Annotated in this window: 18 protein-coding genes; 14 read left to right on the top strand and 4 right to left on the bottom strand. The window is 73.6% G+C overall.

Annotation, left to right across the window (positions count from 1 at the left end; genetic code table 11):
- The first annotated feature begins 32 nt into the window (after positions 1-32).
- Both GPA02_RS15150 and GPA02_RS15145 read left to right on the top strand, forming a co-directional pair.
- A complete protein-coding gene (locus GPA02_RS15150; protein ID WP_156201207.1) occupies positions 33-1,400 on the top strand; it encodes a class II 3-deoxy-7-phosphoheptulonate synthase in 1,368 nt (455 codons plus the stop codon).
- A gap of 1 nt (position 1,401) precedes the next feature.
- Complete coding sequence (locus tag GPA02_RS15145; RefSeq protein ID WP_240134079.1) at positions 1,402-2,019, top strand: molybdopterin-dependent oxidoreductase; 618 nt, start codon at positions 1,402-1,404, stop codon at positions 2,017-2,019.
- Positions 2,020-2,050: 31 nt separating this feature from the next.
- Here the strand turns inward: GPA02_RS15145 and pknB are convergent, their stop codons facing one another.
- Positions 2,051-3,985, bottom strand: coding sequence for a Stk1 family PASTA domain-containing Ser/Thr kinase (pknB, locus tag GPA02_RS15140; RefSeq protein WP_156201164.1), 1,935 nt, complete (start codon positions 3,983-3,985; stop codon positions 2,051-2,053).
- A 38-nt stretch (positions 3,986-4,023) separates the two neighbouring features.
- Entirely contained in the window at positions 4,024-5,712 is a 1,689-nt protein-coding gene (locus GPA02_RS15135) for a LysM peptidoglycan-binding domain-containing protein (RefSeq protein WP_156201162.1), read from the bottom strand.
- A 125-nt stretch (positions 5,713-5,837) separates the two neighbouring features.
- Between GPA02_RS15135 and GPA02_RS15130 the strand changes: the two genes are divergently transcribed.
- The gene (locus GPA02_RS15130; RefSeq protein ID WP_193567876.1) at positions 5,838-6,224 is read left to right on the top strand and encodes an Rv2175c family DNA-binding protein; all 387 of its coding nucleotides are present in this window, start codon (positions 5,838-5,840) and stop codon (positions 6,222-6,224) included.
- A gap of 30 nt (positions 6,225-6,254) precedes the next feature.
- Here the strand turns inward: GPA02_RS15130 and GPA02_RS15125 are convergent, their stop codons facing one another.
- The gene (locus GPA02_RS15125) at positions 6,255-7,340 is read right to left on the bottom strand and encodes a polyprenyl synthetase family protein (protein WP_156201160.1); all 1,086 of its coding nucleotides are present in this window, start codon (positions 7,338-7,340) and stop codon (positions 6,255-6,257) included.
- Between the two features lie 159 nt (positions 7,341-7,499).
- On the opposite strand from GPA02_RS15125, the gene GPA02_RS15120 reads away from it, so the two are divergent.
- The 8 genes from GPA02_RS15120 (at position 7,500) to GPA02_RS15085 (ending at position 15,961) form a co-directional block, all read left to right on the top strand.
- Entirely contained in the window at positions 7,500-8,624 is a 1,125-nt protein-coding gene (locus tag GPA02_RS15120) for a DUF4192 domain-containing protein (RefSeq protein WP_156201158.1), read from the top strand.
- Positions 8,625-8,673: 49 nt separating this feature from the next.
- Positions 8,674-9,066, top strand: a complete 393-nt coding sequence (locus GPA02_RS15115; RefSeq protein WP_170296856.1) for a universal stress protein — start codon at positions 8,674-8,676, stop codon at positions 9,064-9,066.
- On the top strand, positions 9,063-10,154 hold the full coding sequence (gcvT, locus tag GPA02_RS15110; RefSeq protein ID WP_156201154.1) for a glycine cleavage system aminomethyltransferase GcvT: 1,092 nt from the start codon (positions 9,063-9,065) through the stop codon (positions 10,152-10,154). Before GPA02_RS15115 ends, gcvT begins: the two co-directional genes overlap by 4 nt.
- 94 nt (positions 10,155-10,248) lie before the next feature.
- Positions 10,249-10,623 carry a glycine cleavage system protein GcvH gene (gene gcvH / locus GPA02_RS15105; RefSeq protein ID WP_156201152.1) on the top strand — a complete coding sequence of 125 codons (375 nt, stop codon included), beginning with the start codon at positions 10,249-10,251 and terminating at the stop codon, positions 10,621-10,623.
- A 1-nt stretch (position 10,624) separates the two neighbouring features.
- Entirely contained in the window at positions 10,625-13,480 is a 2,856-nt protein-coding gene (gene gcvP, locus GPA02_RS15100) for an aminomethyl-transferring glycine dehydrogenase (RefSeq protein ID WP_156201151.1), read from the top strand.
- Positions 13,481-13,656: 176 nt separating this feature from the next.
- Positions 13,657-15,012 (top strand): RNA polymerase sigma factor, encoded by a 1,356-nt coding sequence (locus GPA02_RS15095; RefSeq protein ID WP_204986640.1) that lies wholly within the window; start codon positions 13,657-13,659, stop codon positions 15,010-15,012.
- Between the two features lie 194 nt (positions 15,013-15,206).
- The gene (locus tag GPA02_RS15090; RefSeq protein WP_156201149.1) at positions 15,207-15,371 is read left to right on the top strand and encodes a hypothetical protein; all 165 of its coding nucleotides are present in this window, start codon (positions 15,207-15,209) and stop codon (positions 15,369-15,371) included.
- Positions 15,368-15,961: an AAA family ATPase gene (locus GPA02_RS15085; protein WP_156201147.1), complete on the top strand. Its 594-nt coding sequence runs from the start codon at positions 15,368-15,370 to the stop codon at positions 15,959-15,961. Before GPA02_RS15090 ends, GPA02_RS15085 begins: the two co-directional genes overlap by 4 nt.
- Positions 15,962-15,971: 10 nt before the next feature.
- Here the strand turns inward: GPA02_RS15085 and GPA02_RS15080 are convergent, their stop codons facing one another.
- Complete coding sequence (locus GPA02_RS15080; RefSeq protein ID WP_156201201.1) at positions 15,972-16,193, bottom strand: DUF7455 domain-containing protein; 222 nt, start codon at positions 16,191-16,193, stop codon at positions 15,972-15,974.
- Between the two features lie 196 nt (positions 16,194-16,389).
- Here GPA02_RS15080 and GPA02_RS15075 point away from each other — a divergent pair, with 196 nt between their 5' ends.
- The 3 genes from GPA02_RS15075 to GPA02_RS15065 all read left to right on the top strand — a co-directional run bounded on the left by GPA02_RS15075 (position 16,390) and on the right by GPA02_RS15065 (position 21,731).
- Positions 16,390-18,525: a DNA gyrase/topoisomerase IV subunit B gene (locus tag GPA02_RS15075; RefSeq protein ID WP_240134078.1), complete on the top strand. Its 2,136-nt coding sequence runs from the start codon at positions 16,390-16,392 to the stop codon at positions 18,523-18,525.
- 119 nt (positions 18,526-18,644) lie between these two features.
- Positions 18,645-19,679, top strand: coding sequence for a GNAT family N-acetyltransferase (locus GPA02_RS15070; RefSeq protein ID WP_156201143.1), 1,035 nt, complete (start codon positions 18,645-18,647; stop codon positions 19,677-19,679).
- Between the two features lie 132 nt (positions 19,680-19,811).
- Entirely contained in the window at positions 19,812-21,731 is a 1,920-nt protein-coding gene (locus tag GPA02_RS15065; RefSeq protein ID WP_156201141.1) for an ABC transporter ATP-binding protein, read from the top strand.
- Positions 21,732-21,786: the final 55 nt, after the last annotated feature.

Here is a 21,786-nt window from a genome sequence, read left to right as displayed (position 1 = left end):
TCCCGCCGTCGTCCTATCCTGACCGGGTGAGCGTGCACACCCAGGCGGACAGCCCGGTCGACGTCGGCTCGGCCACCCCCGAGCTCGACCGGTGGCGCAGCCTGCCCGCGCTCCAGCAGCCGGCGTGGCCGGACCCCGACGAGCTCGCCGCGGTGACGGCGGAGCTGTCCGCCCAGCCGCCGCTGGTGTTCGCCGGCGAGGCCGACAACCTGCGCGAGCGGCTCGCGGCTGCGTCGCGCGGCGAGGCGTTCCTGCTGCAGGGCGGCGACTGCGCGGAGAGCTTCGCCGAACTCACGGCCGACAACATCCGCGACAAGATCAAGACGATCCTGCAGATGGCGGTCGTGCTCACCTACGGCGCCTCGATGCCGATCATCAAGATGGGCCGGATGGCGGGGCAGTTCGCCAAGCCGCGCAGCTCCGACGTCGAGACCCGCGACGGCGTGACCCTGCCGGCCTACCGCGGGGACATCATCAACTCGTTCGAGTTCACCGCCGAGGCGCGGCGGCCGGACCCGCAGCGGCTGCTCGCGGCCTACCGGGCGTCGGCGTCCTCGCTCAACCTCATCCGCGCGTTCACCCAGGGCGGCTTCGCCGACCTGCGGCGCGTGCACGAGTGGAACCGGGGCTTCCTCGACAACCCGGCCTACGCGGCCTACGACGCGTTCGCGAGCGAGATCGACCGCGCGATCAAGTTCATGCAGGCCGCCGGCGCCGACTTCGAGGCGCTGCGCACGGTCGACTTCTACTCCTCGCACGAGGGGCTGCTGCTCGACTACGAGAGGCCGCTCACCCGCATCGACTCCCGCACCGGGCTGCCGTACGACTGCTCGGCGCACTTCCTGTGGATCGGTGAGCGCACGCGCCAGCTCGACGGCGCGCACGTCGAGTTCTTCTCGCAGGTCCGCAACCCGCTGGGCGTCAAGCTCGGCCCGACGGCGACCGGCGACGACGCGCTGCGCCTCATGGACCGGCTCAACCCCGAGGGCGAGCCGGGCCGGCTGACCTTCATCACCCGGATGGGGGCGGGCAAGGTCCGCGACCTGCTGCCGCCGCTGGTCGAGGCGGTCACGGCCGACGGCCGCCCGGTCACCTGGGTGTGCGACCCGATGCACGGCAACGGCATCACCTCCGCCAACGGCTACAAGACCCGGCGCTTCAGCGATGTCATCGACGAGGTCCGCGGGTTCTTCGAGGTCCACCAGGGCCTCGGCACGGTGCCGGGCGGTCTGCACGTCGAGCTGACCGGTGACGACGTCACCGAGGTGCTCGGCGGCAGCGAGGAGATCGACGACTCCGCGCTCACGCGCCGGTACACGACGCTCGTCGACCCGCGGCTCAACCACCAGCAGTCGCTGGAGATGGCCTTCCTCGTGGCGGAGATGCTCCGGGAACGATGACGTGAGCGAGACAGGTCGCGCGCCACGCTCCGCAGCCGCCGCGCCGGGTGAGCTCCCGCCGGGGCAGCACCTCGTCGACACGCCCGTCGTCATGCACTACGGCAGGGTGCCGGAGCGCGACCCGGAGGCGTGGACCGTCACGATCGGCGGTGCGACGGCCACCGGGGCCGAGCACGTCTTCCCGATCCAGGAGGTGCTGCGGCTGCCGACGGTCACCGAGGTCGGCGACATGCACTGCGCGACCCGCTGGACGGCGCAGGGCATCACGTGGACCGGTGTGCGCGCCGTCGACGTCGCCGCGCTCGCGCCGCCCGCGCCGGGCGTCACGACGGCGCTCGTGTTCGCCGAGTTCGGGTACGCGGCCAACGTGCCGCTGCAGGACCTGCTCACCGCGACCGCGCTGCTCGCCACCCACATGGACGGCGAGCCGCTCGCGCCCGAGCGCGGCGCCCCGCTGCGGCTGGTGATCCCGCACCTGTACACGTGGAAGGGCCCGAAGTGGCTGCGCGGGTGGAACTACCTGCTGCCCGAGGACCCGGACCGGGGCTTCTGGGAGGAGCGCGGCTACCACCCGCGCGGTGACGCGTGGCGCGAGGAGCGCTACGCCCACCAAGGCTGACACCTCCGCCGCGCGACGACCGCGGCCGGCGCTAGACGACCGTCAGCACGACGACGGTGCCGCGCGGGTGCCACGAGCCGGCCTCGACCGACTGGCTGTGCACGGTGCCGAAGACCCCGCCGAGCACGTTCTCCCGCTCGGGCACGAACCCGATGTCCTCGAGGATGGCGGCGGCCTCGGAGTACTGCATGCCGAAGAGGTTCGGCACCTCGAACAGCTCGGGACCCTTGGAGATCACGAGGGTGATCGGGTCGCCGCGCAGCGCGTCCCCGGTGACGTCCTGGCTGACGACGTGACCCTGCGGGACGTCGTCGGAGTACGCCTCGTCGCCGACCTGGGGCTCGGCGCCGGCGTCGAGGATCAGCTCCTCCGCCTCCTCCAGCGGCCGGCCGGAGACGTCGGGGACGGCGATCGGCTCGCGGCCCTGGGAGACCATGAGCGTGATGGTCGTGTCGTGGTCGACGAGGCTGCCCGCGCTCGGCTCGCTCCGCACGACCTGGCCCTCGGGGACCTCCTGGTCCCAGACCTGATCGAGCAGGGTGTCGCCGTCGAGACCGGTGTCGGTGAGCAGGTCCTGCGCGGCGTCGGGGGACTGGCCGGCGACGTCGGGCACCCGCAGCCGCAGCACGCCCTGCGAGATCACCACCTCGACCGCGCCGCCGCGCTCGACGCGTGCACCGGGCTCCGGGTCGGTCGTGACGACGTGACCCACCGGGACGTCGTCGGAGTGCACCTCCCGCGTCGTCGGGTCCAGCCCCGCCTCGGACAGCGTCGCGAGCGCGGTCGCCTCGGCGCGCCCCACGACGTCGGGCATCGACGTGTAGGCGCCCGGCCCGACGGCGAGGTACCACCACACCCCGCCGCCCAGCGTCATCAGCACCAGCAGCACCGCCAGCAGCGCCGCGACGCGCCGACGGCGCCGCGTGCGACGGCGCGCGGTGCCCGCCTCCTGCTCGGTCTCGGCCTCGACCGCGCCGATCGGCAGCACGACCGTGCTGCCCACCCGCGGCGCCAGGGTCGCGGTCGCACCGCCCTCGCGCTCGACGTCGGCGGTCGCCTCGCCCGCGATCTCGGCCACCTCGTCGGGCTCGACGTCGGCCCGCAGCGCGAGCACCCGGTCGTCGAAGTCGGCGCGCATCGCGCGCAGCGCGGCGAGCGCGGCGTCGGCCGAGCGCGGCCGGTCCTCGGGGTCGCGGGCGGTCAGCAGCGCGACGTACTCGTCGACCTCCAGGGGCAGCCACGCGACGGCGTCCGACGGCGGCGGCACCGTGCCGTGCACGTGCATGTACGCGACCTGGATCGGCGTCTCGCCCTCGAAGGGCTGCCGCCCGGTCAGCATCTCGTAGAGCATGACGCCCGCCGCGTAGACGTCGGCCCGGGCGTCCGCGGCGCCGGAGGTGACGATCTCGGGGGAGAGGTAGGCGACCGTGCCCAGCAGCGCCCCGGTGGAGGACATCGTGGCCTCGGTCACGGCGCGCGCGAGGCCGAAGTCGGCGACCTTGATCGTGCCGTCGTGCGCGATGAGCACGTTCTCGGGCTTGACGTCGCGGTGCACGAGCCCGGCGCGGTGCGCCGCCCCGAGCGCGTCGAGCACCGCCTCCAGCACGTCGAGCGCCTCGCCGAGCGCCAGCGCGCCCTGCGAGAGGAGGCGGCGACGCAGCGTCACGCCGTCGACGTACTCCATCGTGAGGTACGACGACTCGCCCTCGGTGCCCTGGTCGAACACGGCGACGACGCCGGGGTGCGACAGCCGCGCCGCGGCACGCGCCTCGCGCCGGAAGCGGGCCACGACGTCGTTGCCGTCCGCGAGGTGCGGGTGCATGAGCTTGAGCGCCACGCGGCGGTCCAGACGGCGGTCCTGGGCCAGGTAGACCGTCGCCATCCCGCCCCGTGCGATCCGCGACAGGACCTCGTAACGGCCGTCGACGACCGTGCCGATCACGGGGTCGGTCACGGTCGCGGCCACGAGCGAAGTCTAGGTCGGCGGGTGCCCGGACCAGCGGTTCAGGCGTAGCGTGTCATGAGGGTCTGCACGTTGGCGACATAGCGCCTGGTGTCGTCGTACATGCCCTTGCTGGTGACCGACGCCAGCCCCTGGTAGTACCCGGCGATCGCCGTCCGCAGGTCCGGCGCGGTCCGGACGAGCCAGCGCAGGATCGCCACACCCGCGACGACGTTGTCGCGCGGGTCGAGCAGGTCGAGGTCCTCGCCGACCATCCCGGAGGCCCACTCGCCCGAGCTCGGGATCACCTGCATGACGCCGATGGCGTTGGCCGGGGAGACCGCGGCGGGGTCGAAGCCGGACTCCTGGTGGGCGACGGCGAGCGCGAGCGCCGGGTCGACGCCCATCCGCACCGCCGTGCTCCGGATCAGGTCCTGCATCTCGGCGCGCGAGGGCAGGTTCCTCGACAGCAGCGTCTGCTTGTTCTGGTTCGCGGCCGCGACGACCGACGGGGCGTAGGTGTAGCCCAGGAACGTGCTCGGCACGAGCTGCTTGGGCACCCGCAGCACCTGGCCGGGGTGGATCACGGTCGTCGTCAGCGAGTTCTGGCTGGTGATGGCGGCGACCGTGGTGCCGTGCGCCGCCGCGATCGACGACAGCGTGTCGCCCGAGCGCACGGTGTAGGAGGTGGTGCCGCCGGCGGAGGAGCTCGTGCTGCCCGAGCTCGTGCCGCCCGAGCTGCTGCTCGACGAGCTGCTGCTCGAGCTCGAGGAGCTGCCCGAGCCGGGGATCGTGAGCCGCTGGCCTGGGTGGATGACCGTCGAGCGCAGGCTGTTGGCCGACATCAGCGCGCTGACCGTGGTGCGGTGCGCGAACGCGATGCCGGACAGCGTGTCACCGCTGCGCACGGTGTAGCTGGTGCGGCTGCTGCTGCTCGAGGAGCTCGACCCGCTCGTGGAGCCCGACCCGGTGGAGGACGAGCCCGACGAGCCCGACGAGGACGAGCCGGAGGAGGATCCCGAGCCGGGGATGACCAGCACCTGGCCGATGCGGATGAGGGCGCGGCTGTCGAGCTTGTTGGCCGCCACGACCGCGGCGACGGTGGTGCCGTAGCGGGCGGCGATGCCCGAGACGGTGTCGCCCGAGCGGACCGTGTACCGCGTCGAGGAGCCGCTGCTCGACGTGCTCGTGCCGCCCGAGCCGGAGCTCGAGCTGGAGGTCGTCTGCGTGCTGCTGGCGCCGGAGCCGGACAGACGCAGCACCTGGCCGGGGTGGATCACCGTGCTGGTGAGCCCGTTGAGCCGCATGATCGTCATGACCGTCGTGCCGTGGCGCGAGGCGATGCCGGACAGGGTGTCGCCCGATCGCACCGTGTAGCTCGCGGCGGCGGTCTGCGTGGGGGTCGCGCTCCCAGCCGCGGTGCTCGAGACGCTCGCCCCGGGCAGGCGCAGCACCTGGCCCACCCGGATGACGGCGCGCTTGTCGAGCCCGTTCGCGCGCACGACGGCGGCGACGGTGGTCCCGTGGCGGGCCGCGATCGCCGAGACGGTGTCGCCCGGCCGCACGACATAGGTGCTCGGCGCCTCGGTCCGTACGGGGATCTGCGCGGTCTGAGGTCCGCGCGGTGCGGCGTCGTGGCCGGCGGCGTGCGCCGCGGCGGGTGCCGTGGTGCCCGCGAGCCCGACGGCGGTGGCGGCGCTGATGGCGCCCAGCCCGACGGCGACCTTGCTGGAGCGGGTGCGAGTGCGCATGCGATTCCCCCATGGTGGTGCGTCCTGGTGACGCCCGTGACCCCTGTGACATATGGGGTTTACGTGAACGGTGTGACGATAACAGAGTGTCGCCGAGCATGGGGAGGGGTCGTAGGGTCGGCGGCATGAGCAGCTCGGCAGCCGAGGAGAGCCCGCAGGACGGCACGATCGAGTGGTGGAGCATCCCCGAGGTGGCGGCCGCGCTCGGCGTGCGTGACCGCGACGTGCGCGGCATGGTCTCCGACCGCACGCTCGTCGCGGTGCGCCGCGACGGTCGTGCGCCGTCGGTGCCGGCGGCGTTCGTGGTGACCGACCCGCGGACCGGGCGACCCGCCGTCGTCGCCGGGCTGCGCGGCACGATCGTGCAGCTCGCCGACGCGGGCTACTCCGACGACGAGATCGTCGCGTGGCTCTTCCGGGAGAACGACGAGCTGGGCGCGACGCCGCTGCAGGCGCTCACCGAGCTGCGCACGCACGCCGTGCGCAGGGCAGCGCAGGCGCTGGCGTTCTGAAGGCGGGGCCGCGTCCGCGGCCGGCCCGTCTCAGGCGTCCCGCTCGATGGCCGCGCGTGCGAGCGCGGCGACGAGGTCGCGCTCGGCCGGCGGCAGCCCGCTGACGTCGAGCGCCGCGAGGCCGGCCCGGTACCGTTCCTCGATCAGCTCCTCGACGGCCTCCAGCGCACCCGAGGAGGTCAGCACCTCGCGCAGCCGGGCGACGTCGCCGTCGTCCAGGTCGGCGCGACCGAGCCGGTCGCGCAGCAGCGCTCGGCCGGTCTCGTCCGCCCGCGTCATCGCCAGCGCCACGAGGACCGTGCGCTTGCCCTCGCGCAGGTCGTCGCCCGCGGGCTTGCCCGTCGTGGCGGGGTCTCCGAACACCCCGAGCACGTCGTCGCGCAGCTGGAACGCCTCGCCGATCGGGAGACCGACGGCGCGCAGCCGCGCCAGCGCGTCGTCGTCGGCGCCCGCGAGCGCCGCACCGACGACCAGCGGGTGCTCGACGCTGTAGCGGGCGGACTTCGCGCGGATCACCCGCCGGGCCCGGTCGAGGTCGACGGACGGGTCGTCGTCCCACGCAGCCGACTGGGCGTAGACGTCGAGGAACTGCCCGACCGTCACCTCGGTCATCATGTCCTCGAGCACGGCCCGCGCCCGGGCTGCCTCGCGCCCTCCGACGCCGTCGAGCGCGGCGGCGAAGGACGCCGTCGCCGAGACCAGCAGCAGGTCGCCCAGCAGGATCGCGCCCGCGTCGCCGAAGCGGTCGGCCCCGCCGACGAGGCCGTCGTCGTCGTGCCGCTGCGCGAGCTGGCGGTGTGCCGCCGGCCGGCCGCGGCGGGTGAGCGAGCCGTCCATGAGGTCGTCGTGCACGAGCGCGGCGACCTGGAACAGCTCGAGCCCGGTGCCGAGGGTGATCTCGGGTGCGGCCAGCGGCTCGCCGCCGTGGCTGCGCCAGCCGGCCGCGGCGAAGGCGGCGCGCAGCCGCTTGCCGCCGGCGAGGAGGTCGGCGCCGACCTCGAACAGGGCGGCGGCCTCGGGGCCGAGCGAGGAGTACGTGCGGGCCAGCCCGTCCCAGGTGGCGAGCACGTCCTCGGAGACCCTCTGGCGCAGCCGGCCCACCGCTTCCTCCCGCACCCGGCCACCCTAGCGGGGCGAGGCAGGCGGACCAGGTGCGACCGTGACCCGCGGTCCTCCACAGGCGCGCCGATCCACAGGCGGCCCTGATGCCGCGTCGTCCACCGCACCCCCGGCGCGGTCCGGCGGCCGTGCCGCACGCTGCGCTGCACTCCCTGGATGGACGACGCGATCAGGATCAGGCTCGACCGCCCGCACGACCTGCTGGCCTACCTCCCGTACCGCTTCGGCTACGTGCCGACCGAGTCGCTCGCGGTGCTGGCCGTGCTCGAGCCGGAGCCGGGCACGCTCGCCGTCGGTCTCGCCGCGCGCCTCGACCTCGCCGACCTCGCGGACCCGCAGCTGCTGGTCGCCGCGCGTGCCGGCGTCGTCGCGCAGATGGCGACGGACCCGACCGCGCTGGCGGTCACGGTGCTCTACACCGACGCCGGGTTCGCCGACGTCCGCGCCGGCACGGCCCTGGGCGGCCGGGTGCTCGCGGCGTGGCTCGACGGCTTCCCCTACGGCGACCCGACGCTGACGCTGGTCGCCTCGCGGACACGGTTCCGCTGCCTCGAGTGCGCCGAGCAGCCCTGCTGCCCGGACGACGGCCACCCGGTCGAGCGGCTCGCCGAGACCGCGGTGGCCGCCGGCATGGTGCTGGCGGGGGAGGCGCTCGCGGAGAGCCGCGAGGGGCTCGCCTGCCCGCGCGACGCCGAGCCCGGGCGCGCCCGCACCGCGGCGCGCGCCGCACGGAGGCAGCTGGCCGCGATGGACGCCCATGACGTCGAGCAGCGGTCGCGGTGGCGCACCCGCACGCTCGATGCCTTCGGTCGCCTGCTCGCGCAGGCCGTGCCGGGCGCCGGCGGCTCGCCGCCGGGCGCGGCCGTGCTCGGCCGTCTCGGTGCGGCGCTGGCGGACCCGCTCGTGCGCGACGTCGTGGTCGCGTGGTGCCTCGGCGGCCGCCGGTACGGTCCCGGCTCGCCACACGTGCTCGAGGTGTTCGAGGGCGTCGTCGCGGGAGCGCTGCGCCTGCCCGACCGCGAGCACCTGGACGCCGCGACGGCGGTGCTCGCGCAGATCGCCCGGCACGCGCCGCCCGGCGGCGCCGGCTACGCCCTGGCCGTGCTGGGCTGGCTCGCGTGGTGGCGCGGCGAGGGGGCCCGTGCCGACGTGCTGCAGCGGCAGTGCGTGGAGGAGGACCCGTGCTGCCGCCTCGGCCTCCTGCTCGGGCAGCTCCTCGACGGCGGGGTGCGCCCGGGGTGGGCGCGACCCCCGGCGGTGGTGGCACCTCATCCCCGTTGACCGCGATACCCTCGGCGCAACGCCCGTTGGTCAGTGATGGAGGTGCGTGGTGCCGATCGTCGCGGGGTTCGTACCGACCGCTGAGGGCAGGGCGGCGCTGGAGTCGGCCATCGAGGAGGCGACGCTGCGGCGCACGCGGCTCGTGGTCATGGTCCACGCCACGCGCGGCGCGGAGCCGTCCGCGATCGAGGCCGCCGTCGACGAGGCGCGGGAGCGGCTCGAGAGCACCGAGGTCGCCCACGACGTGCGCCACGTGCAGCGCGGCAACGACGTGGCCGAGGACCTCGTGCAGCTCGCGCAGGAGCAGTCCGCGGAGCTGATCGTCATCGGCCTGCGGCGCCGGTCCCCGGTGGGCAAGCTCTTCCTCGGCTCCAACGCCCAGCGCATCCTTCTCGACGCGCCGTGCCCGGTGCTCGCCGTCAAGCCGGTGTCCACGGCATGACCGAGGAGCTGCTCACCCCGCTGCACGCGGAGCACGTCGCCGCGGGCGCCACCCTCACCTCCTTCGCCGGCTGGCGGATGCCGCTGCGGTACGGCGGCGACCTGGCCGAGCACCACGCGGTGCGCACGGCCGCCGGCCTGTTCGACCTCTCCCACATGGGTCAGATCGAGGTCACGGGACCCGACGCGGCAGCCGCGCTGGACCGCGCCCTCGTCAGCGCCCCCTCGCGTCTGGCGGACGGCCGCGCCCGCTACACCGTCGTCGTCGACGAGGACGGCGGCATCCTCGACGACCTCATCGTCTACCGGTTCGCGGCCGACGACTTCCTCGTCGTCGCCAACGCCGCCAACCGCATCACCGTGCTCGACGCGCTGACGGTGCGCAGCGAGGGCCTGCAGACGTCGGTCGTCGACCGCACGCCCCACCGTGCGCTCGTCGCGGTGCAGGGCCCCCGCGCGGCCGAGATCCTGCAGCCGCTCGTCGACGTCGACCTCGCGGGGCTGCGCTACTACGCGAGCGCGCACGGGCGTGTCGAGGGGGTGCCGGTGATGCTCGCGCGCACCGGCTACACCGGCGAGGACGGCTTCGAGCTCGCGGTGCCCGCCGACGGCGCGGTGACCGTGTGGCGGCAGCTGCTGGAGGCCGGGGAGCCCGCGGGCCTCGTGCCCGCCGGTCTGGCCGCGCGCGACACGCTGCGTCTCGAGGCGGGCATGGCCCTGTACGGCAACGAGCTCACGACCGCGACCACGCCCTACGAGGTCGGGCTCGGCCGGGTCGTGCAGCTCGACCACGACTTCGTGGGCCGCGACGCGCTCGCCGCACGGGCCGAGCAGCCGAGCGGGGTCCACCTGGTCGGCCTCGCCGGCACCGGCCGGCGCGCGGCACGTGCCGGCAGCACCGTGCTCCGCGACGGCGAGGCGATCGGCACCGTCACCTCCGGCGTGCTGTCCCCGACGCTCGGCCACCCGGTCGCGATCGCGCGCGTGAGCGCCCCGACCGAGGTCGGCGAGGTGCTCGACGTCGACGTGCGGGGCACCAGCCAGCCGATGACCGTCGTCGAACTACCCTTCTACACGAGACCGGCGTGACCATCCTGGACGGGAGCCGAGGCCGGGTCGGGGCGGGCGTCACGACGCCCACCCCCGACGTGCGCTCCCGTGACCGATCCCACGAGGAAGCCCCATGACGAACATCCCCACCGACCGCCAGTACTCGGCCGAGCACGAGTGGGTGCGCATCGCCGACGGCACGGCCACCGTCGGCGTCACCCAGTACGCGGCCGACGCGCTCGGCGACGTCGTCTACCTCGAGCTGCCCGAGGTCGGCTCCGCCGTCGTCGCCGGGCAGGCCTGCGGCGAGATCGAGTCCACCAAGTCGGTCAGCGAGCTGTTCGCGCCCGTCACCGGCACCGTCTCCAGCGTCAACGAGGACGCCACCCAGGCGCCCGAGGTCGTCAACTCCGACCCCTACGGCGCGGGCTGGCTGTTCACGGTGACCGTCGAGGCCGAGGGGCCCCTGATGGACGCCGAGGCGTACACCGCGCTGACCCAGGGCTGAGATGGCAGGGGAGTTCGTCCACCGCCACATCGGGATCGACGACGCCGCCCGCGCGGCGATGCTCGACGTCGTCGGGCAGCCGGACCTCGAGTCGCTGCTCGCCACGGCGATGCCGCCGGAGATCGTCACCGAGCAGCCGCAGCTGCCGGCCGCGCCCGACGAGACCACGGTGCTCGCCGAGCTGCGCGCGCTCGCCGCGCGCAACACGGTGCGCACCTCGATGATCGGGCAGGGCTACCACGACACGGTCACGCCGTCGGTGATCCAGCGCAACGTGCTGGAGAACCCCGCCTGGTACACCGCGTACACGCCGTACCAGCCGGAGATCTCGCAGGGTCGGCTGGAGGCGCTGCTCAACTTCCAGACGATGGTCATCGACCTCACCGGTACCGCGGTGGCGGGTGCCTCGATGCTGGACGAGGCGACGGCGGCGGCCGAGGCGATGCTGCTCGCGCGCCGCGCCACCCGGGGCGCCGGCGGCCGGTTCCTCGTCGACGCCGACACCCTGGCGGCCACGACCGCCGTGCTGCGGACCCGCGCGGTCCCGGTGGGTATCGAGCTGGAGACCGTCGACGTCGCCGGCGACCCGCCCGACCTCGACGGCGTCTTCGGCGTGCTGCTGTCCTACCCGGCCGCGAGCGGCACGCTGCGCACGCGCGAGCAGCTCGACCGCTGGGTCGCCGCGGCGCACGAGGCCGGCGCGCTGGTGGTCGTCGCCGCGGACCTGCTCGCGCTGACGCTGCTGGAGGCGCCCGGCACCTGGGGCGCCGACGTCGTCGTCGGCACCACCCAGCGGTTCGGGGTGCCGATGGGCTTCGGCGGCCCGCACGCCGGCTACCTGGCGGTGCGCGAGGGCCTGCAGCGACAGCTGCCGGGCCGTCTCGTCGGGGTCTCGAAGGACGCCGACGGCGCGCCCGCGCTGCGGCTCGCGCTGCAGACCCGCGAGCAGCACATCCGCCGTGAGAAGGCGACGTCGAACATCTGCACCGCGCAGGTGCTGCTCGCCGTCATGGCGTCGATGTACGCGGTCTACCACGGCCCCGAGGGCCTGCGGGCGATCGCCGCCCGCGTGCACGGGCACGCGCGCCGGCTCGCCGCCGCGCTCGCCGACGTCGGTCTCGAGGTGGTCTCCGACCGCTTCTTCGACACCGTCACGGTGCGCACCGACGCCGCGGAGGCGTTCGTCGCGGCCGCGCTGGCCCGCAACATCACGCTCTGGCGCGCGTCGGACGACACGGTGTCGATCGCGTGCGACGAGCTCACCACCGACGACGTGGTGCGCGCGCTCGTCGCCGCCGCGCGCGAGGCGATGGGGGAGCCGGGGTCCGGCGACGCCGTCGAGCTGCCCGACGTCGCGACCGACGTGCCCGCCGACCTCGCCCGCACCACGGACTACCTCACGCACCCGGTGTTCTCCAGCCACCGCTCCGAGACGGCGATGATGCGGTACCTGCGGCGGCTGTCGGACTCCGACTACGCGCTCGACCGCGGCATGATCCCGCTCGGCTCGTGCACGATGAAGCTCAACGCCGCCACCGAGATGGCGGCGATCACCTGGCCCGAGCTCGCGCGCATCCACCCGTACGCGCCGGCGCAGGACGTCGCGGGCTACCTCGAGCTGATCGAGCAGCTGCAGAGCTGGCTGGCGGAGCTCACCGGCTACGCCGCGGTGAGCGTGCAGCCCAACGCCGGCTCGCAGGGCGAGCTCGCCGGGCTGCTCGCGATCCGCGGCTACCACGCCTCGCGCGGCGACAGCGAGCGCGACGTGTGCGTCGTGCCCGCCAGCGCCCACGGCACCAACGCCGCCTCGGCGGTCCTCGCCGGGCTGCGCGTCGCCGTCGTCGCGACCGCGCCGACCGGTGACGTCGACCTCGACGACCTGCGCCGGGTGCTCGCCGAGCACGAGGGACGCGTCGCCGCGATCATGGTGACCTACCCCTCGACCCACGGCGTCTACGAGGACGGCATCCGCGAGCTGTGCGACCTCGTGCACGCCGCGGGCGGCCAGGTCTACATCGACGGCGCCAACCTCAACGCGCTCGTCGGCGTCGCGGGCCCGGGCGCCTTCGGCGGCGACGTGTCGCACCTCAACCTGCACAAGTCGTTCTGCATCCCGCACGGCGGCGGCGGACCCGGCGTGGGACCGGTCGCGGTGGCCGAGCACCTGGTGCCGTTCCTGCCCTCGCACCCGCTGACGCCCGGCGGCGACGACCGCTCCGCGGCGGGTCCGGTGAGCGCGGCGCCGTTCGGCTCGCCGTCGATCCTGCCGATCAGCTGGGCCTACATCCGGCTGATGGGGACCGCGGGGCTGCGCGCGGCCACCGGCCACGCGGTGCTCGCCGCCAACTACCTGGCCACCCGGCTCGCGGACGCCTACCCGGTGCTCTACCGCGGCCCGGGCGGGCTCGTCGCCCACGAGTGCATCCTCGACCTGCGCCCGCTGACGGCGCGTTCGGGCATCACGGTGGAGGACGTCGCCAAGCGGCTCATCGACTACGGCTTCCACGCCCCGACGATGAGCTTCCCGGTCGCGGGGACGCTGATGGTGGAGCCGACCGAGTCCGAGGACCTGGGCGAGCTCGACCGGTTCGTCGACGCGATGCTGGCGATCCGCGGCGAGATCCAGGCGGTGATCGACGGCACCTGGCCGGCGTCGGACAACCCGCTGGTCAACGCGCCGCACACGGCGGCGTCGCTGGTGGGGGAGTGGGACCACCCCTACACCCGGCGGCAGGCGGTCTACCCGCTCGAGGGCATGGAGATCGGCAAGTACTGGTCGCCCGTGCGGCGCGTCGACGGCGCCTTCGGCGACCGCAACCTGGTGTGCGCGTGCCCGCCCGTGGAGGCCTTCGCCTGAACCCGCCGCGCGAACGTGGAACAAACGATCCTAGGTCAGGGTTTTATAATGTCGGAAGCCGCGACTCGCAGGTCGCCGCGCCGCCGTCCCGCCCGCGCTCTCCGCTCCGTGAACCGGCATCGGTTCCTGGGTCGTGATCGTCGTGCCCGCCGTGAAGAAGAGGTTGTCCCGCCGCCATGTCTGACGACACCACCACTGTGACCGAGACGCCCAGCAAGAAGAAGACCACCCGTACCCGTTCGGCCGCCACGACCGCGGCCGCGAAGTCGACCGGCCGCGCCGCGGCCGCCTCGAAGACCGCCGCCAAGGGCGCCGGCACGACGTCGGGCGCCCGGAAGGCCGCGCCCGCCCGCTCGAAGGCCAGCCCGGCCAAGGCCAGCAAGGCCACCAAGGCCCGCGACGACGACGAGGAGCCCGTGGAGGACGACGTCGACCTCGAGATCGACGACGTCACCGAGGTCGCCGAGGACGCCGTCGTCGCCGACGACACCGAGTCCGACGACGAGGACGCCAAGGCCGACCCGAAGGCCGCCGCCTCCGAGGAGGAGGACGCCGCCGGCTTCGTGTACTCCGACGCCGACGACGACGACGCGCCTGCGCAGCAGGTCGTCACCGCCGGTGCGACGGCCGACCCGGTCAAGGACTACCTCAAGCAGATCGGCAAGGTCGCGCTGCTGAACGCCGAGCAGGAGGTCGAGCTCGCGAAGCGGATCGAGGCCGGTCTGTTCGCCGAGGAGAAGCTGGCCGACCCCGACCAGAAGATCGAGGGCAAGCTGCGCCGCGAGCTGGAGTGGATCGCGCAGGACGGTCGTCGTGCGAAGAACCACCTGCTCGAGGCGAACCTGCGGCTGGTGGTGTCGCTGGCCAAGCGCTACACCGGTCGCGGCATGCTGTTCCTGGACCTGATCCAGGAGGGCAACCTCGGTCTGATCCGTGCGGTCGAGAAGTTCGACTACACCAAGGGCTACAAGTTCTCGACCTACGCCACCTGGTGGATCCGGCAGGCGATCACGCGTGCGATGGCCGACCAGGCCCGCACGATCCGCATCCCGGTCCACATGGTCGAGGTCATCAACAAGCTCGCCCGCGTGCAGCGGCAGATGCTGCAGGACCTCGGTCGCGAGCCCACCCCGGAGGAGCTGGCCAAGGAGCTGGACATGACCCCGGAGAAGGTGGTCGAGGTCCAGAAGTACGGCCGCGAGCCGATCTCGCTGCACACCCCGCTCGGCGAGGACGGCGACTCCGAGTTCGGCGACCTCATCGAGGACTCCGAGGCGATCGTGCCCGCGGACGCTGTGTCGTTCACGCTGCTCCAGGAGCAGCTGCACTCGGTGCTCGACACGCTCTCGGAGCGCGAGGCCGGCGTGGTGCAGATGCGGTTCGGCCTCACCGACGGCCAGCCGAAGACGCTCGACGAGATCGGCAAGGTCTACGGCGTGACCCGTGAGCGGATCCGCCAGATCGAGTCCAAGACGATGAGCAAGCTGCGCCACCCGAGCCGGTCGCAGGTGCTCCGGGACTACCTGGACTGACGCGCCGAGCCACGACGCGACGACGGCCCGTCACCCCTCGTGGGGTGGCGGGCCGTTCCGCGTCTGCGACGTGCGGCCCGGCTATCCTGGCGCCACGGCGCGACGAGGGGGCGGCCATGAACGTCGAGGAGATCCTGATCCTGCTGCTGGTGGCGGGCTGTCGGGCTGCTGGACGGCGTCGCTAGCCTGGTCCGATGGACTTCGTCGTCTCGCTGCTGCTCACGGCCGCGCTGGTCGCGGTGGCCTACGTCGTCATCAAGGCCGCGGTGCGCAACGGTGTCCGCGAGGCGCTGCAGGCGCGCGACGTCGCGCGTCTCGCAGCGACCGCGGGGGAGACCGCACAATCCACCGAGCCGTGATCGTCTGGCTCAACGGCGCCTTCGGCGCGGGCAAGACGCACACCGCCTACGAGCTCGTGCGGCGCACCGACGGCACGGTGCTCGTCGACCCCGAGATCGCCGGCTTCGGGCTGCAGCGCACGCTGCCGCCGGCGCTGCGCGTCGACTTCCAGGAGCTGCGCGCGTGGCGCGCCGGCGTGATCGAGGTGCTGCACCGGGTCGAGGGCTCCGGTCGTCAGCAGGCCGTCGTCGTGCCGATGACGCTCGTGGAGCCCGACGTCGTCGAGGAGGTCCACGGCGGGCTGCGTGCGGCCGGGCTCGACCTGCGGCACGTCGTGCTGACGGCCTCGCCCGAGACGATCAGGCGCCGGCTGCGGTCACGGCTGGAGGGGCTGCGCCGCCGCGAGACGTGGGCGATGCGTCAGATCGACCGCTGCGTGCGCGGGCTCGCGACGCTCGAGGGGCACCGGGTGGACACCGACGCCCTGGGGCTCGACGCCGTCGTCGAGGAGGTCGCGGCGCACGTGGGGCTGCCGCTCGCACGACCGCCGCTACCGCCCTGGCGCGCCCAGGTGCGGCGGCTCAGGGTGGCAGCGGCGGTGATCCGCTGAGGCGGTCTCCTCAGCGGGCAGCGGTGCTGGACGCGTCGGCGTGCAGCCGATCGGTCTCGTCGTGGATGTGCGACGCGAGCGGCTCGATGGCGGCGTTGTGCTTGCGCGCGTGGTGAGCGCAGAAGTGCAGCTCGCCTCCCGAGGCGAGCTCGACACGCACGTACGCCTGCGCACCACAGGCGTCACACCTGTCGTGGGTGGTCAGGGTCGGGGTCGCCTGCTCTGGGGTCATGGTGCTCACGTCGATATACAACCACCGGTCACCGCACGTGCTTCCGTGGCACGCGCCGATTCCGCTCACCGCGTACAGCCTCCCGCCGACCCCGACGGCCGGCTGTGCGCGACCTCACCCGGCCGACGCGCACCGTCGCGGCCCTGCCCGCGTGCCGCACCCGGCCGCCCGAGCACCGTCGACCTACCATGAGCGGGTGCCGTCGACCTCAGCCTCCCCAGCCGCGTACACCGCACGCCACCTCTCCGTCCTGGAGGGCCTGGAGGCGGTACGCAAGAGGCCCGGCATGTACATCGGGTCGACCGACTCCCGCGGTCTCATGCACTGCCTGTGGGAGATCATCGACAACGCGGTCGACGAGGCGCTCGAAGGCTACGGCGACCGCATCGAGGTGATCCTGCACCCCGACTCCTCGGTCGAGGTCCGCGACGTCGCGCGCGGCATCCCGGTCGACAACACCGCCGCAGGGCTGTCCGGCGTCGAGGTCGTCTTCACCAAGCTGCACGCCGGCGGCAAGTTCGGCGGCGGCTCCTACGCGGCCTCCGGTGGTCTGCACGGCGTCGGCGCCTCGGTCGTCAACGCGCTCTCGGAGCGGCTGGACGTCGAGGTCGACCGCGACGGCAAGACGTACGCGATGTCGTTCCACCGTGGCGAGCCGGGTGTGTTCGACGACGGCTCCCAGCCCTCCCCGGACGCGCCGTTCACGGCGTTCACCGACCACTCCGAGCTGCGCGTCGTCGGCAAGGTCGCCAAGAAGAAGACCGGTACCCGGATCCGTTACTGGGCCGACCCGCAGATCTTCCCCTCCTCGGCCACCTTCTCCTACGACGAGCTGATCACGCGGGCGCGGCAGACGTCGTTCCTCGTGCCGGGGCTGACGCTGGTCGTGCGCGACGAGCGCCGGCTGCCCGGCACGCCCGGCGCGGACGGCCCGGTCGAGGAGGTGTTCCGGCACGACGGCGGCATCGTCGACTTCGTCGACCACCTCGCCTCCGACCCGCCCGCGACCGACACCTGGCGGCTCGTCGGCAGCGGCACCTTCGACGAGACGGTGCAGACGCTCGACGACAACGGTCACCTGCGGCCGAAGGACGTCACCCGCACGTGCGAGGTGGAGGTGGCGCTGCGGTGGGGGACCGGCTACGACACCGAGGTCCGCAGCTTCGTCAACATCATCGCCACGCCCAAGGGCGGCACCCACCTCACCGGGTTCGAGCAGGCGCTGCTCAAGGTGATCCGCAAGCAGGTCGAGGAGAACGCCCGTCGGCTCAAGGTCTCGACCAAGGACAACAAGGAGCGCATCGAGAAGGACGACGTGCTCGCCGGTCTCACCGCGGTCGTGACCGTGCGGGTGCCGGAGCCGCAGTTCGAGGGTCAGACCAAGGAGGTGCTCGGCACCGCCGCGGTGCGGCAGATCGTCTCCCGCGTCGTGGAGAAGGAGCTCACCGCGCACCTCACCTCCTCCAAGCGGGACCTCAAGACACAGTCGTCGCTGCTGCTGGAGAAGGTCGTCGGGGAGATGCGCGCGCGCATCCAGGCGCGCACCCAGAAGGAGATCTCGCGCCGCAAGAACGCGCTCGAGACCTCGACGCTGCCGGCCAAGCTCGCCGACTGCCGCACCGACGACGTCGAGCGCTCGGAGCTGTTCATCGTCGAGGGCGACTCGGCCCTCGGCACCGCCAAGCTCGCGCGTTCCAGCGAGTTCCAGGCGCTGCTGCCGATCCGGGGCAAGATCCTCAACGTCCAGAAGGCCTCGCTGGCCGACATGCTCAAGAACGCCGAGTGCGCCGCGATCATCCAGGTGATCGGTGCCGGATCGGGCCGCACCTTCGACCTCGACGCGGTCCGCTACGGCAAGATCGTGCTGATGACCGACGCCGACGTCGACGGCGCCCACATCCGCACCCTGCTGCTCACGCTGTTCTTCCGCTACATGCGACCGCTCGTGGAGGCGGGGCGGGTGTTCGCGGCCGTGCCGCCGCTGCACCGTGTCGAGGTGCCCGCCCAGGGCCGGGGCAAGGGCGAGGTCATCTACACCTACTCCGACGCCGAGCTGGAGAAGGTGCTGGCGCGGCTCGAGCGCTCCAACCGCCGCTACAAGGAGCCGATCCAGCGCTACAAGGGTCTGGGCGAGATGGACGCCCGCCAGCTGGCCGAGACGACGATGGACCCGGCCGGGCGCACGCTGCGCAAGATCACGATGGCCGACGAGGCCGCGGTCGAGCAGGCCGAGCGCACCTTCGAGCTGCTCATGGGCAACGACGTCGCGCCGCGCAAGGATTTCCTCGTCGCCGGCGCCGACCTGCTGGACCGGGACCGCATCGACGCCTGAGCGGTGGTCGCCGTCACGCCCGGGACGCGATCCGCGGCCGGCATGGGGCACACTGTTCGCGGGTCGCACCTCGATCCGAGACCGGCCGCCGACGGCGGCGCCCCCGACACCCGGACCCGATGACCAGCTCCCTGCCTCCTCTGCGCGTGCGCGTCCAGCCGCCCGCCCACCTCGCCGTGCCCGACGCCGGCCTGGGGCTGCACTGGCGTCCGCTCCTGCACGCCGACGTGCCCGCGCTGCACGCGCTGCTGCACCGGATGGAGGAGCACGACCGGACCCCGTACCGGACGACGCTCGAGGAGACCGACGAGCGCTACGTCACCGACTGGCACAGCGACCCGAGCACCGTGCTGGGCGGCTACGACGCCGGGGGCGCGCTCGTCGCGTACGGCGCGGTGTCGCTGCCGGCGGGGGACTCGCAGACGCTGCGGGTCTACCTCGAGGGCGGCGTCGACCCGGCGTACCGGCGGCGCGGCATCGGCTCGGCGCTGCTCGACTGGGAGCTCGGCCGGGCGCGGCAGCTGCTGGCGGCGTCCGACAAGGACGCGCCCGCACGGCTGGTCGTCCACGTCGAGGACGACATGCCGGACTCGGTCCACATGCTCACCGAGCGCGGCTTCCAGCCCCGGCGGTACTACACCGAGCTGCGTCGCTCGCTGCGCGAGCCGCTGCCCGAGGTCTCGCTGGCCCGCCCGCTCGACCTCGTGCCGTGGTCGGCCGAGCTCGACGAGCAGGTGCGGCTCGCGCACAACGTCGCCTTCGACGAGCACTGGGTCTCGGAGCCGCAGACCGCGGAGAGCTGGTCGCAGGGCCGCAGCTACTTCGTGCCGGAGTGGAGCTTCATCGTCCTCGACCGCACCTCCGACCGCGCCCAGGTCGTCGGCTACCTGCTGTCGAGCCGCTACGAGCAGGACTGGGCGTCGCTGGGCTGGAGCGAGGGCTACATCGACCTGCTGGGCGTCCGGCCCGGATGGCGCGGCCGCGGCATCGCGACGGCGCTGGTGGTGCGCGCGATGCACGCCTATGCCGAGGCGGGGATGGAGTACGCCTCGCTGGGCGTCGACACCGAGGCGCCGGGTGCGGTGTTCGGTCTGTACAGCAAGCTCCGCTTCGAGCCCACGCGCGGCTCGACGATGTACACGATCGAGCTCTAGCCGCGTCACCTCGGACCCTGGGGCGCGGTACCGACCGGCCGCATCCGCGCCGCGGCGTCGACGAGTGTTCGCTGTGAGCGAACACCGTCTCTGCGCGGTAGGGAGCCGGCGTCGCGCGCTGTTGTGGCGGCCATGAGCATGGAGAGCGCAGCCTGGAGCGCGATGTGGCGCGCCCAGCACCGCCCGATCGACGACCACCCGTTCAGCAAGGAGTCGCTGTCCCGCATCTGGCGGTTCGCGCGGCCCTACCGCGGCCGCATCGGCGTGTTCGTCGCGCTGAGCGTCGTCGTGGCCGCGCTGGCGGTCGCGACACCGCTGCTGGCCGGTGACGCGATCAACGCGATCACCGCGAACGAGGCGACCGGCGTCATCGTCCGGCTGGCGGTGCTCATCGCCGCGATCGCGGTGGCGGAGGCCGGGCTCGGCCTGCTCACGCGCTGGTTCTCGGCGCGGCTCGGCGAGGACCTCATCGCCGACCTGCGCACCGCGGTGTTCGACCACGTGCAGCGGATGCCGATCGCGTTCTTCACCCGCACCCGCACCGGTGCCCTCGTCAGCCGCATCAACAGCGACGTCATCGCCGCGCAGAGCGCGTTCTCGAGCACGCTGTCGGGCGTCGTGGGCAACGTCGTCACGCTGACGCTGACGCTGGCCGCGATGCTCACCCTGTCGTGGCAGGTGACCGTCGCCGCGCTCGTGCTGCTGCCGGTGTTCGTGCTGCCCGCCCGCCGGGTGGGTCGCCGGCTCGCCTCGATGCGGCGCGAGGCGGCCGACCACAACGCCGCGATGAACGACCAGGCGACCGAGCGCTTCTCGGCCCCGGGCGCCACGCTGGTCAAGCTCTACGGCCGCCCCGAGGAGGAGTCGCGCGCGTTCGCCGACCGGGTGCTGCGGGTGCGCGACATCGGCGTGCGCAGCGCGATGCTGCAGACGGTGTTCGTCACCGCGCTGACGCTGGTCTCCGCGCTCGCGCTGGCGCTGGTGTACGGGCTGGGCGGGACGCTCGCGGTCGCCGGCTCGCTCGACACCGGCGCGGTCGTGTCCCTCGCGCTGCTCATCACCCGGCTCTACGCCCCGCTGACCGCGCTGGCGAGCGCGCGTGTCGACGTCATGAGCGCGGTCGTCGCGTTCGACCGCGTCTTCGAGATCCTCGGTCTCGACCCGCTGGTCAAGGAGCCGGAGCACCCGGTGCCGCTGCCCGAGGGCCCGCTGAGCATCGAGGTCGACGGCGTGACGTTCGCCTACCCGTCGGCGGACCAGGTCTCGCTCGCCTCGCTCGAGGACGTCGCCGTGCTCGACCCGCGGGGCGGCGAGACGGTCATCGACGACGTGAGCTTCCGCGCCGAGCCCGGCGGCCTCGTGGCGCTCGTCGGCTCCAGCGGTGCCGGGAAGTCGACGATGGCACAGCTGCTGGTGCGGCTCTACGACGTCGACGCCGGCAGCATCCGCGTCGGTGGCGTCGACGTCCGCGACGTCTCCGCGCACGACCTGCACACCGCCGTCGGGCTGGTGACGCAGGACGGTCACCTGTTCCACACGACGATCCGCGACAACCTCGTGCTCGGCGCGCCGCACGCGACCGACGCCGAGATCTGGCAGGCGCTCGAGCGTGCCCGGCTCGCGGAGCTGGTGGCGAGCCTGCCGGACGGGCTCGACACCGTCGTGGGGGAGCGCGGCTACCGGCTCTCGGGCGGCGAGCGGCAGCGGCTGACGATCGCGCGGCTGCTGCTGCGGGCGCCGCGCGCGGTCATCCTCGACGAGGCGACCGCGCACCTGGACTCCGCCAACGAGGCCGCGGTGACGGCGGCGCTGGCGGAGGCGCTCACCGACCGCACCGCGATCGTCATCGCGCACCGGCTCTCGACGGTGCGCCGGGCCGACCTCATCCTCGTGCTGGAGGAGGGCCGGGTCGTCGAGCGGGGCCGGCACGCCGAGCTGCTCGCGCTCGGTGGGCGCTACGCGCAGCTGTACCGCACGCAGTTCGCCGAGGAGGACGACGAGGACGTGGCGCTGCTGGCGCCGGACGCCGACGCCGCCGCCCCGTCCTCCTGAGGGGGCGGCGGGGCGCCGGCGGGCTCAGGCGCGGCGCGACCGGCGAGGTTCCGCG

This window comes from Actinotalea caeni (assembly GCF_009733795.1).
In the GTDB taxonomy this organism is placed as follows: Bacteria; Actinomycetota; Actinomycetes; order Actinomycetales; family Beutenbergiaceae; genus Pseudactinotalea; species Pseudactinotalea caeni.
The sequence above is the reverse complement of the archived record's forward strand: the minus strand, read 5'-3'. Positions and strand labels throughout refer to the sequence as shown.